The following is a 13,631-nucleotide window of genomic DNA, read 5'->3' as shown; positions in this document are numbered from 1 at the left end:
GGAACAGTCTATGCAAGATTTACAATTTAATCGTCACCGTCGTCTTCGTCACAGCACGAATTTACGTTCTTTAGTCCGTGAAACACATCTTAGTGTAAATGATCTTATTTATCCGATCTTTGTGGTTGAAGGTGAAAATAAACGTAATGAAGTAGCATCAATGCCAGGTGTTTACCATTTATCATTAGATTTGCTAATTAAAGAAATGGATGAAGTGGTAGGTCTTGGTATCAAGTCAGTCATCCTCTTCGGTGTCCCAGATCACAAGGATGAGCTTGGGACTCAAGCCTATCATGATAATGGAATTGTTCAACAGGCAACTCGCCTTGTGAAAGAACATTATCCTGAGCTTGTTGTTATTGCCGATACTTGTCTTTGCCAATATACGTCACATGGTCATTGTGGAATCGTTGAAGAAGGTCAGATTCTGAATGATCCTACCCTTGATTTACTTGCTAAAACAGCTGTTAGCCAAGCGCAGGCAGGTGCCGATATTATTGCTCCTTCAAATATGATGGATGGGTTTGTGGCAGCCATTCGTTTTGGTTTAGATGAAGCTGGCTTTGGCCATGTTCCAATTATGTCTTATGGAGTGAAGTATTCATCAGCATTCTACGGACCGTTCCGTGATGCAGCACATAGTACACCACAATTTGGTGATCGTAAAACATATCAAATGGATCCAGCCAATCGATTAGAAGCATTAAGAGAAGCAGAAAGTGATCTGCAAGAGGGTGCGGATTTTATTATTGTGAAACCAGCACTTTCTTATTTAGACATTATCCGTGACGTGAAAAATAACTATAATGTACCAGTAGTTGCTTATAATGTAAGTGGAGAATATTCTATGGTCAAAGCTGCTGCAGCTAACGGTTGGATCAATGAGAAAGACATTGTCATGGAAATGTTAACAAGCATGAAGCGTGCAGGCGTTGATTTAATCATTACATATTTCTCAAAAGATATAGCTCGTTGGTTATTGGAAGATAAATAATACAGTAGAAAGGAGTAATTTGCAGATAGGTTTTGGGTAGCTTAAAGTGGTAAGCAACTCTTCTATGCAATTACTTCTTTTTGTGCATGGCTGTTTATTTAGTTAGCAAAAAACGTTATGAGTGGCTCTTTTAAAAATACTTTATACTATCCCTTGATTGGAACGGAAGATGCGAGACTCCTGCGGGATGTGCAGGACAGATGAGACCCCACAGGAGCTGTGCTGTGAGGAGGCTCATCGCCTGCCCCGCGGAAAGATCGCATCTGGAGTGGAAATCAATTACTATGTATAATTAGCAACATTGTTTACGAAAGTATCCTGTAAATACATACATACTAAAAATTCAAATGAAGAAAGGATTGTTCATTTATGAAAAGTTATCAAAAGTCAGCTGAAGCATTTGTTGAAGCAAAGAAGATTATGCCTGGAGGAGTGAACAGTCCAGTTCGTGCCTTTAAATCTGTCAATATGGATCCGATTTTTATGGAAAGAGGAAAAGGGTCTAAAATCTATGATATCGACGGAAACGAATATATCGATTATGTGTTATCATGGGGACCACTCATTCACGGCCATGCAGATGACCGTGTTGTAGAAGCGATTAAGAAGGTTACAGAATCTGGGACAAGCTTTGGAGCTCCTACACTTGTTGAAACAAAGCTAGCACAGTTAGTGATAGAACGTGTACCGTCTATTGAGGTTGTTCGAATGGTTAGCTCAGGAACAGAAGCAACAATGAGTGCGTTACGACTTGCTCGAGGGTATACTGGACGAAACAAAATTATGAAGTTTGAAGGCTGTTATCATGGACATGGTGATTCATTGCTAATTAAAGCAGGCTCAGGGGTTGCTACGCTTGGTTTACCTGATAGCCCAGGTGTTCCTGAGAGTGTTGCTCAAAACACGATTACAGTACCTTACAATGACTTAGAGAGTGTTAGATATGCATTTGAACAATTCGGTGATGATTTGGCAGCAATCATTGTGGAGCCTGTAGCAGGCAATATGGGTGTTGTCCCACCACAACCTGGTTTCTTAGAAGGCTTACGTGAAATTACGTCACAATATGGAGCATTACTTATTTTTGATGAAGTCATGACAGGTTTCCGTGTCGATTATAATTGTGCTCAAGGTTTTTACGGTGTAACACCTGATTTAACCTGTTTAGGAAAAGTAATTGGTGGTGGACTTCCGGTTGGAGCATATGGTGGGAAAGCGGAAATCATGGAAAGAATCGCACCAAGTGGCCCAATTTATCAAGCTGGTACATTATCAGGAAATCCACTTGCTATGACAGCAGGATATGAAACATTAATTCAGTTAACACCTGAGAGTTATGTTGAGTTTGGTAAGAAAGCAGATCGTTTAGTAGAAGGGCTAGGTCAAGCGGCAACGAAATATGATATTCCTCATAAGCTTAACCGTGCAGGATCAATGGTTGGATTCTTCTTTACATCAGAAGAAGTAATAAATTATGAAGGAGCAAAAACATCGAATCTAGAGTTCTTTGCAACCTTCTACCGTGAAATGGCTGACCAAGGTATCTTCCTTCCACCATCACAGTTCGAGGGACTATTCCTATCGACTGCTCATACAAATGAAGATATAGAAAAAACAATTGCTGCTGCAGAAGTGGCGTTTTCGAAACTAAGGGCTTAAAAATAGAAAAAAGGGCGAAAATAGAAGTTAAAACTTCTATTTTCGTCTTTTTTTATATGTCTATGAAAAGTTTATCTGCAACTTTTTGTCGAATATCCGCCACTTTCAAGCTTTTATCCGCGACTTTTACTCGTTTACCCGCCACATTCATGATTTTATCAATTTTTTCAAAAAGCTTAAAAAATCAGCAACTTAAATAAATTCTACAAGTAGTTATCATAATTCCCTCTCTCAGGACATAAATCTGTATTGTCATAGGTAAAAGTTTCCGTAGGTATTGAAGGGAGGAATTGATTTTGACGTCAGAGAACAAATCGTATTTGCGATTTTCTGTAGAAGAATCTGTTTGGTTTCAAAAAGGACAGGAAGTCTCTGAATTAGTATCTATAGCGTTAGATCCTAATATTGTAATTCAAGAACATGATCAATATGTTTCTATTCGTGGTGCACTACAGCTAACAGGAGAATATCGTATAGATGAAACTGCATCTGAGGAGGATGAGCGTGATTTTACTTCCGTCAGGATTGTTAATGAGGTTATCACTCGTGAGGATGGGGTAAGTGAACTTACTCATAACTTTCCAGTAGATATTACAATTCCCAAAAATCGAATTCAGAACATGGATGATGTGTATGTAGCCATTGAATCATTCGATTATGAGTTGCCAAAGCGAGGATGCTTAGAGCTTGTTGCAGACCTATCAATTAGTGGTATTTATGGTAGTCAGCAAAGTGTTCCATCTGTTGAGGACTCACAAGAAGAGATTGAACCAATTGAGCTAAACTATCCATCTAGTTATTCACCAGAACGAGATGAAGAGGTTGTAGAGGCAGTAACTGAGGAGCCTCCTGTAGAAGAAGTAGAAGAAGAGGTTGTCAATGCAGTAGAAGAACAACCTGTAAAAGAAGTGGAACAGGAACAAGAGCTTGAGTTAGCTTTCCGTGGGGGTAAGGAAGATCAATTAGAATCTCCTCCTGAAATTAATTTTAACAGTGCTGAATCACCGGAAGAGAATGATCTTTCTCCGAGAGCTCTTGTGAATGAGCAAGATAGTGAATCAGGTGAGGTAGAAACAGTAAATATGAATCTTTATGCAGTGCCTGACCATTCAATTGAAGAAAGTGAAGAGGACTTATATACTCCTTTTGAGGTAGAAGCTAGAAAAGAAATCTACTCCGCGGACCAAGAGACCGAAGTATTGCAGACAGAGGAATCTAATCTGGATGAATCTGTGCCAGAGGTTCTTAATAATATGGAACCAGAGGAAGTAATTGAGGAAGTAATAGAGCCTGTTACTGAAATTGAGCCAGAACCAGAACCAGAGCCAGAACCAGTTAAACAACCACAATTACAGGTGGAGTTAAAAGGAAGGCCAGAAGGAAACTACAACTTCGGTACAGTTAGTAATCGCAGGGCACGGTCCGCTGTTGAGGAACAAGAGAAAGCAGAACAAGGCGAGGAAGCACCTGCGAAACGTAATGAAAATGCCTTATATTTAACGAAAATCTTCACACGTGAGCATGAAGAAGATTTTACAAAAATGAAGATTTGTATTGCCCAACATAATGATTCTTTAGAGACAATCTCAGAACGATATGAGGTTTCTGTACAATCTTTACTTAGGGTAAATCAGTTAACTGAGGATAATCACATTAATGATGGTCAATTGCTTTATATTCCAGTTCCTAAATAGGACAAAAACAGTGTGAGTGAGGGATAGCCCCCTCACCTGTTTTTATTTTAAGCTCTTTCTGTTTGAACACAAAGTTTTAATAAACTTTTATAAAAGGAAGTGAAGTTCTCTTATGGCTGTAATCACAAAAATAGATTATGGGCCGATTCTACAAAGGTATAATTTAACAGTCAATTATATCGAGGAAAAAAGCAGGAACGTCGTAAAAATATATACACAAAAAGGTGTATTTGCCTTGAAATCAATTGAAAATGTTCAGGATTTGAGCTTCATTCATCATATTGGTGAAGCTTATAATAAAGGATTTACGAGATTTATTCCGTTCTATAAGACAATGGATGGTGAATTTGTAGTAAATCAACATAATAAATACTATTATCTAATGCCCTGGTTAAAAAACGAACCTCCTGATGAGCGTAGTAGTGCATATCAGCAATTATTTAAAATGCTTGGTCGTTTCCATACAGTGACAAGCGAAGAGTTAACATACAATGAAGAGGATGTTACACAGCATTATAAAGCTGTAAAGGAAAAATGGGAAAAGAGAATGGAGTACCTTGAGGGGTATATTGACCGTTGTGAAAATAAACTATATATGTCACCATTTGAACTACAATTTACCACATATTTTAACGAGATGATGCAAGCTAGTCAATTTGCAAAAGCTAGATTGGAAGAATGGTATGGACAAATAAAGGGAGTGAAGAAGTTCCGGACATCTCTAACACATGGGAAAGTATCAATTAACCATCTGCTATATGATGATCAGGACCGGGCATATTTTACAAGTCTTGAAAAAGTTAGGAAAGCTTCACCAGTAAATGATATCGTTTCATTTTTTTATCGAACACTAAGAACATATCCTATTCAAAGTGAAGAGTGTGTGGGGTACTATAATGAATATAATGAGCATCATCCATTAGCAGAAGAAGAGGTTCAATTGCTATTAAGTTATTTAACCTTCCCTGAACCGATGTATAGAGCGGTTATTAATTATGTCGATGCAAAGAACTCTAAAATGAGTGAACAGCAGTCGGTTGCAAACTTAGTGAGAACTTATTGGCTAAACAAAAATATCGAGTTTGTTGCCTCACAGATTTTGATGCAAGAGCAGCAAAAAAAGGACCAAAAATTAGCTGAGGAGTTGGAAGAAGAGACGCTTGAATAAGGTTACTCTGGAAATACTACGTTTTTAGAATTCCATTCGCTGCGAACCAATCCCTTTCCGCGGGGCAGTCCGGGAGCCTCCTCGTCGCTAATGGCTCCTGTGGGGTCTCCCGTGTACCGCGTATCCCGCAGGAGTTGATTGGTTCTCCGCTCATTCCATACTAAGAGTTTAAAGTCATCAAACACTGTTTAAATAAAATAAATTGAGGCTGTCCTACTCATCTATGCCAAGCACCCAATGCTCAATCCGGAAATTGAGTAGTGGTTTGCTGGCACAGAAAGGAAAGGAAGCCTCATCTATTCCTTAAAACATGAACTAAAACTAAAACCAATCCAACTTTAATGCACAAGTTAAAACAATAAAAATGGCGAGTAGAATCACATCAAAGGTAGTAGGTAAAAAAATTGTACGTATGCCTTGTACGATTGTGATTGGCAACGTAAATTGAACACAAACGGCTCTAGTTTGACGTAACCATGGTGGATACGTATATGGATTAATCCTTCTCATCATTATTCCCCTTTCTCGGTGCCAGGCACCGCAAGCGGGACAGATTATGTCCCTCGTTGTTTCGTTTTATTTATTGTCTACTATTAAATTATGCTTGGTTTTCAATAATTGTGCTATTCTCCAAGAAAAATGCCTAACCCTTTCCGAATGTAGTGAATAAGTTAATAAAAAGTTGGAGAAGATGTTGACGTCTAAAACATTTTTTTTGTACTATAGGAGAATAGATTAAAAATCTAATACAATATATATACATACATTGATAGGGAAGAGTACATCTGTAACACCTTCAGAGAGAGAAATCGTTAGCTGTGAGATTTCTTAGGTTAGATTACGTTGGAAGGTCGCCCTTGAGTAGCTTTTATGAACAGCGTAACCTTTATGCTCATTAGTAAAAGCCGGTTGCAGCCGTTACCTGGTTTTAAGAGCATAGACTTTGTCATATTTACCATGACAAGCTATGAATGAAGGTGGTACCGCGGAAAATCAACTCCTTTTCGTCCTTTTTTACAGGGATAAAAGGGAGTTTTTTGTGTTTTAAAAGGGCTTTATCAATGCAAGGTATTAACAAAAGAAAGTAGGAGGAATAAATATGGCAGGAAACGAAATAAACCTTCCGACAAAATATGATCCAAAAACAGTGGAAGAAGGACGTTATGAATATTGGTTAAACGGTAAATTCTTTGAAGCAACAGGTGATCCAAAGAAAGAGCCTTATACAATCGTTATTCCACCACCCAATGTAACTGGAAAACTGCATCTTGGTCATGCGTGGGATACAACTTTACAAGATATTCTTACTCGTATGAAGAGAATGCAAGGATATGATGTACTGTGGCTTCCTGGAATGGACCATGCGGGTATCGCAACACAAGCAAAGGTAGAAGCAAAGCTTCGTGAAGAAGGAGTTTCTCGTTATGATTTAGGGCGTGAGAAGTTTCTTGAAGAATCATGGAAATGGAAAGAAGAGTATGCAAGTCATATCCGTGAACAATGGTCAAAGGTAGGTCTAGGGTTAGACTACTCTCGTGAACGCTTTACACTTGATGAAGGACTATCAGATGCAGTTCGTGAGGTGTTTGTTTCACTTTATAAAAAAGGGTTGATTTACCGAGGGGAGCGCATTATTAACTGGGATCCTGCAACAAAAACAGCCTTATCAGATATTGAGGTTATTTATCAAGATGTACAAGGTGCTTTCTATCATATGCGCTATCCACTTTCAGATGGATCAGGTTTTATCGAGATTGCGACAACACGTCCAGAAACGATGCTTGGTGATACAGCTGTTGCGGTTCACCCAGAAGATGAGCGCTATAAGCATTTAATTGGAAAAACAGTCATTCTGCCAATTATTGGCCGGGAAATACCAATTGTTGGGGATGATTATGTAGACATGGAATTTGGTTCAGGTGCGGTTAAAATCACGCCAGCACACGATCCAAATGACTTTGAAATCGGTAACCGTCATGACTTAGAACGTATCTTGGTAATGAATGAAGACGGAACAATGAATAAAAACGCAGATAAGTACCAAGGACTTGACCGTTTTGAGTGTCGTAAGCAAATCGTTAAAGACCTTCAAAAGCAAGATGTATTGTTTAAAATTGAAGAGTATTCACATTCGGTTGGACATAGTGAACGAAGCAATGCGGTTGTAGAGCCATATTTATCGACACAATGGTTTGTGAAAATGCAACCACTAGCAGATGAAGCGGTTGAGTTACAAACAAAAGAAGATAAAGTCAATTTTGTCCCAGATCGCTTTGAAAATACTTATTTGCGTTGGATGGAAAACACCCGTGACTGGTGTATTTCGCGTCAGTTATGGTGGGGACATCGTATTCCAGCTTGGTATCATAAAGAAACTGGAGAAATATATGTAGAACAGGAACCACCAGCAGACCTTGAAAACTGGGAGCAAGACGTTGATGTACTAGATACATGGTTTAGTTCAGCATTATGGCCGTTCTCTACAATGGGTTGGCCAAATCTCGAATCTGAAGATTACAAGCGCTACTACCCAACAAACGTTTTAGTAACCGGATATGATATTATCGGCTTTTGGGTATCAAGAATGATCTTCCAAGGTCTTGAATTTACTGGTAAGCGACCATTTAAAGACGTATTGATTCATGGACTTGTTCGTGATGCACAAGGTCGTAAGATGAGTAAATCACTAGGTAATGGTGTTGATCCGATGGACGTTATTGCACAGTATGGTACAGATGCACTTCGTTACTTCTTATCAACAGGAAGTTCTCCAGGTCAGGATTTACGTTTCAGTATTGAAAAAGTTGAGTCAACATGGAACTTCATTAATAAGATTTGGAATGCATCCAGGTTTGCATTAATGAATATGGATGGCCTCAAATATGAAGAAATTGATTTAACTGGTGAAAAGTCAGTTGCAGACAAGTGGATTTTAACACGCTTAAATGAAACGATTGAAAGTGTAACAAAGCTTGCTGAACGCTATGAGTTTGGTGAGGTGGGTCGATTACTTTATAACTTTATCTGGGATGACTTCTGTGATTGGTATATTGAAATGGCAAAGCTTCCACTTTATGGGGAAGATGAAGCTGCAAAGAAAACGACGAGATCTATTCTTGCATATGTGCTTGACAATACAATGAGATTATTACATCCATTTATGCCGTTTGTTACTGAAGAAATTTGGCAGAGCCTTCCGCATCAAGGTGAATCAATCACAGTTGCAAGCTGGCCGGTTGTTCGTCCAGAGCTATCTGATACTGATGCAGCGAATGATATGAAATTATTGGTTGAAATCATTCGTACAGTACGTAACATTCGTGCTGAAGTGAATACACCAATGAGCAAGCAAATTGAATTAAAAATTAAAGCAAAAGACAAGAGTATCCTTAAACAATTAGAAACGAATCGTTCTTACTTAGTTCGTTTCTGTAACCCTAGTGAATTAACGATCTCAACAGAGGTACAAACGGATGACAAGGCAATGACGGCTGTTGTAACAGGAGCAGAACTGATTCTTCCGTTACAAGGATTAATTAATATTGACGAAGAAATCAAGCGTCTTGAAAAAGAACTAGAAAAGCTAGACAAAGAAGTAGAACGTGTTGAGAAGAAGTTGAGCAATGAAGGCTTTGTGAAAAAAGCTCCAGCGAAAGTAATTGAGGAAGAAAAAGCAAAACAAGCGGATTACATTGAAAAACGTAATGTGGTACACAGTCGTATTACTGAATTAAGAGGGTAATTAAATAGTAACTTTTATGAAAGGCCGTCGAGTAGTGCTCGGCGGTTTTTTAAAAGGAGAGAGAATTATGATTAAAACATATGAGGATGCCTTACTCTGGATTCATTCGAGGCTGAGGCTTGGTATTAAGCCAGGTTTACTGCGAATGGAGTGGATGATGAGCCGACTTGGGAACCCGGAAAAGAAAATTAAAGGAATCCATGTTGCGGGAACCAATGGGAAAGGGTCGACTGTTTGTTATTTAAGAAACATACTTCAGCAAGCGGGTTACACTGTTGGTACTTTTACATCCCCTTATTTTGAACTATTTAATGAGCGCATTAGTGTAAACGGGGTTCCAATCTCTAATCAAGAGTTGATTGATCTTGTGAATATTGTAAAACCACTAGCAGAAGAATTAGAGAAAACTGAATTAGGTTCACCTTCTGAATTTGAAGTCATAACAGCGATGTCGTTTATTTATTTTGGCAGTGAAAATAGTGCTGTTGATGTTGTCGTCTTTGAAACAGGACTTGGTGGAAGACTTGATTCAACGAATATTTTTGTGCCAATGGTTTCAGTCATTACGAATATTGGCTTTGATCATATGGACTTTTTAGGAAATACGCTTAAAGAAATTTCTTCTGAAAAAGCAGGCATTATTAAGGCTAATGTGCCAGTAATTACAAGTGTGGAGCAGCCTGAAGCATTAGAGGTTATTGTTGATAAAGCTAAAGAACAAGCCTCTCAATTCATGGTAATGGGGATTGATTATTTAATCACGAGTCAACATTCAACAGATCAAGGTGAAAGATTCTCAGTCAGAACAAATAGACAATTATATGAAGAAATGGGAATTACGATGAAGGGTGCTCATCAAGTGAAGAATGCTTCATTGGCACTGATGGTGATTGAATATCTTAGAGAAAATAAACTGATAGAAGTTACAAATGATGAGATTAGAGCTGGATTGAAGGAAGCTATTTGGATTGGGAGATTTGAACAAGTTGCAGCTAATCCAACGATTATCCTTGATGGTGCACACAATCCAGAAGGAGTTGAAAGTTTAATTCAAACGGTCAAATCACATTTGAATGATCGCAAAGTTCATATCATTTTTTCAGCCTTAAAAGACAAAAAACTCGAAGAAATGATTGGAAAGCTCGTTACAATCGCAGATTCGATTACCTTTACAAGTTTTGATTTCCCTAGAGTTTCAAGTGCAAAGGAGCTCTTTGAGATAAATGTAAGTCATCCTAATAAGCAATATAAAGAATCATGGCAAGAAGCTATTGATCAAAAAAGAGTAGACCTTAATGAGAATGAGGTTTTACTTATAACTGGATCATTGTACTTCTTATCAGAGGTTCGCCCCTATGTGAAAAATTTTTAGACACAATTTATTGGGATTACAGGTAAATAGTCCTATATTTAGAGTGACAATTTTCTAATAATTTGGTAAGATATTGTTAGTAAATGTCAGAATCCTGTAAAAGTAGGAAGGGGGAGAGGCAATTGAATGTTAGTAAGAAGAGTAAATATATTCTTTGGTCCACATGGATCCTTATGTTTCCCATTTCATTGTGGACAATCTATAGCCAGTCAGACTTCACAATTGCTGGTTATGAGCTTGACCTTATTAGCTTCTTATTATTGATCATATTCCTTTCCATCCTTCCTATTGTTGTAAATGGTACACCAATTCTCTTCATCGAAGGTGTGTCACTTGTCATTTTCCTTTACTTTGGTTTGTTTGCAGAAATTATATTCTCCCAACTAGCAATGCTTGCGCTTCTTATGAAAATAAGAATTGGTTGGAAGGACCTCTATCGTTTTCCAATTAACTCATTAATGTTTCTTGGAGTATCATTAATTGGTGGTATTACTTATTATCTACTTGTTGGGACACATGGAGATCTAGATATGTCATCTGGACATGTACTGATTCCTATTATCGGTTATGAATTATCGAAGTTTTTGGGGAATCATTCGATTCTCTATTATATTAAAAGGTCTGTCTATCGTTTAAAAGGTCCATACTTCAGTAAAGATTTAATTTGGGAAGCATATTCAAAATTGTTCCATTTTCCAATTGGCCTTTTATTATACATCCTCTATATTGAAATAGGCCTTGTCGCAGTGTTATATGTTGGTATTCCTCTTATTAGTTTATCTCTTATCCTTAGACTCTATTATTCAAGTGAGAGAATTAACGGTTACCTCCAGAAAACGAGTGAATTAGGGCATGAACTTGCTGGAAGTTTAGATGTTTCTAGTGTTATAGACTTATTTAATGAAAAAACAGGTGAAATGCTTTCTGTTGATTACTCATATATTCTAGATAGAATTACTGAAGAAAAGTTGGAAGTGATCCGACATGTCAAAAAAGACTCCATTCAAACATCAACGTTTGATCCAATCTATAAGAATCATGGAATAAGTGGAAATGTCTTGGCAAGTGGAAAATCGGTGATTTATAAAACTAGAAGAGAGTGGGAGCATCTAGGTGAAACCTATCTTCCTGAATCAGTAGAAAGTGTACTTTGTGTACCTGTCATTCGACACAATCGGGTGGTTGCTGTACTTGTTTTTGCTTCGAATAGAAGAAGGGCATTCGAGAAATACCAATTGACCACTGTTGAAATCTTGGCATCCTATCTTGGAGTTGCAACTGAAAATGCAAGACACCATGAGGAAGCTAAAAGAAAGAGTGAGATTTGTGCACTAACAGGGTTATACAACTATCGTTATCTAGAAGAATTACTTGATAAAGAGTTTGCTAATTTTCAATCCACTAGTGAAATTCAACCTTTATCTCTTATCTTATTAGATATTGATCATTTCAAAACAGTAAATGATACATATGGTCATCAAAGTGGAAATGAGATCCTTATCCAATTAGCCATGAGATTAACGAACATGATCGGAGAAATCGGCACGGTAGCACGCTATGGGGGAGAAGAATTTGTCATCCTCTTACCAGATACAGATAAACTAACAACTCACAAAATAGCAGAGACCATCCGCCAAATGATAGCTAACAGACCATTTACCATTCATGATGATCTCGGTGGTGGCCAAAAGATTAAGGTGAGAATAACAGCAAGCATCGGTTTCGCCACAGCTCCAGAAGATGCGGAAGGACCCTTGGATATTTTAAGGCATGCGGATCGTGCGATGTATACAGGAGCGAAGCAGGGTGGTAGGAATAAGGTTGCGATGTATGTGAAATAGATATTTTTACAAAGAAAGACTCGGTTTGTGATTTAACTTACCGAGTCTTTTCTTTTAATATATAATCTCTAATTCATTATCATTAATTGATACATTTGAACTGCTATTAAACACTGAAACACGTTTGGCAAAAATACCATTTGCTTCTGTACCATTGCCGCCATTCTCTTTTTTGCTAAAATGACTCTCTACCTGCTCACAGGTGGTCATCCCCTCTGGGAAAAGGGTTATAACATTACTATCCAAGGTTTTTTGTGTAACAGTTAAATCATCCTCAACACATACAAATGTATGAGGCTTTTGGGTAATATCATCATAAAAAAATGCATCTTCCTTAACAACTACTTCAGCATGGTTTGTCCCTACAAATTGACCACTTAAATAGTAGTCACCATAAACAATTGTATTTGCGAAGTTATTAAATTCTGAATCTCCATTAACAAATAAATCCTTGTTGATGATTAACTCACCTTCAAGATTGTTGTACCCTTTGATTTGTAGATCACCTTCAATGTAAACACTTTGTGCAATAGTAGTTACCTTTTCGGTTAATTCTAATCCAGTTGGAAAATAAGTATCCTTTAAATAGGTATATGTATCTTTATCTTTAGAAACATTTAAACAGCTTGAGTCATTATAACATTCAGTGAACCCAGGTGGTTTTTCGGGAAACTTGTTGTTTAATTGAATCGGAAAGGTTGCTGTTAATGTTTTAGAAATCTTATTCCCATTTTCAAGCGTTGTTCCTGTACTATAGAAACTAAACGTATATTTTGTTTCATCTACTTTAGTACATGGGACTGAATCTACTGTAATTGCATAAGAAGTACCTGTTGTACTATCAACGGTATATTCGATAGGTGTTGCTGTGTTACTTACAATCGTCACTTTAGGTGTAGGAACTGCTAGTGCAGCGTTTTGAACTTGAGTACAAGTATTTGTAGACAAATCTAAAGCAATAGCACCTTTCTTAACTTCTGAATAAAAGTGATCAATTCCCATTTCAGCAGCATCTGTTGCAATTTGTTGTCCTTCTGTTTGTTTTACTTGTTTTGTTCCAGTTAAGGCTTGTGATGTTAAAGCAGTTCCAGATATCATAATAAGTGTAGCGGTTAATAAAACCATCACGAGTGTATTACCATCTTCATTTAGCTTTCTCAA

Annotated in this window: 9 protein-coding genes and 1 other annotated feature; of the genes, 7 read left to right on the top strand and 2 right to left on the bottom strand. The window is 37.6% G+C overall.

The window, feature by feature from the left end:
- Positions 1 to 10: 10 nt before the first annotated feature.
- The 4 genes from hemB (at position 11) to ysxE (ending at position 5,515) form a co-directional block, all read left to right on the top strand.
- Positions 11 to 994 (top strand): porphobilinogen synthase, encoded by a 984-nt coding sequence (gene hemB / locus BLQ56_RS00175; RefSeq protein WP_090848985.1) that lies wholly within the window; start codon positions 11 to 13, stop codon positions 992 to 994.
- Between the two features lie 369 nt (positions 995 to 1,363).
- Positions 1,364 to 2,653, top strand: a complete 1,290-nt coding sequence (gene hemL / locus BLQ56_RS00170; protein WP_090848982.1) for a glutamate-1-semialdehyde 2,1-aminomutase — start codon at positions 1,364 to 1,366, stop codon at positions 2,651 to 2,653.
- A gap of 296 nt (positions 2,654 to 2,949) precedes the next feature.
- On the top strand, positions 2,950 to 4,347 hold the full coding sequence (gene spoVID, locus BLQ56_RS00165; RefSeq protein ID WP_175490135.1) for a stage VI sporulation protein D: 1,398 nt from the start codon (positions 2,950 to 2,952) through the stop codon (positions 4,345 to 4,347).
- 112 nt (positions 4,348 to 4,459) lie between these two features.
- Positions 4,460 to 5,515, top strand: coding sequence for a spore coat protein YsxE (ysxE, locus tag BLQ56_RS00160; protein ID WP_090848978.1), 1,056 nt, complete (start codon positions 4,460 to 4,462; stop codon positions 5,513 to 5,515).
- Between the two features lie 321 nt (positions 5,516 to 5,836).
- Here the strand turns inward: ysxE and BLQ56_RS00155 are convergent, their stop codons facing one another.
- Entirely contained in the window at positions 5,837 to 6,025 is a 189-nt protein-coding gene (locus tag BLQ56_RS00155) for a hypothetical protein (RefSeq protein WP_090848976.1), read from the bottom strand.
- 247 nt (positions 6,026 to 6,272) lie between these two features.
- Positions 6,273 to 6,530: a binding site (T-box leader), on the top strand.
- 84 nt (positions 6,531 to 6,614) lie between these two features.
- On the opposite strand from BLQ56_RS00155, the gene BLQ56_RS00150 reads away from it, so the two are divergent.
- From BLQ56_RS00150 to BLQ56_RS00140, 3 genes are all read left to right on the top strand, one after another.
- Positions 6,615 to 9,257, top strand: coding sequence for a valine--tRNA ligase (locus BLQ56_RS00150; RefSeq protein ID WP_090848974.1), 2,643 nt, complete (start codon positions 6,615 to 6,617; stop codon positions 9,255 to 9,257).
- A gap of 67 nt (positions 9,258 to 9,324) precedes the next feature.
- Entirely contained in the window at positions 9,325 to 10,629 is a 1,305-nt protein-coding gene (locus tag BLQ56_RS00145; protein WP_090848972.1) for a bifunctional folylpolyglutamate synthase/dihydrofolate synthase, read from the top strand.
- Between the two features lie 122 nt (positions 10,630 to 10,751).
- Entirely contained in the window at positions 10,752 to 12,470 is a 1,719-nt protein-coding gene (locus BLQ56_RS00140; protein WP_238457124.1) for a sensor domain-containing diguanylate cyclase, read from the top strand.
- A gap of 54 nt (positions 12,471 to 12,524) precedes the next feature.
- Here BLQ56_RS00140 and BLQ56_RS00135 read toward each other — a convergent pair whose 3' ends face one another.
- Complete coding sequence (locus BLQ56_RS00135) at positions 12,525 to 13,631, bottom strand: hypothetical protein (RefSeq protein ID WP_090848968.1); 1,107 nt, start codon at positions 13,629 to 13,631, stop codon at positions 12,525 to 12,527.

The sequence above is a fragment of the Litchfieldia salsa genome, assembly GCF_900104555.1.
Taxonomy (GTDB): Bacteria; Bacillota; Bacilli; order Bacillales; family Bacillaceae_L; genus Litchfieldia; species Litchfieldia salsa.
This window is presented reverse-complemented; position numbering and strand designations above follow the sequence as displayed.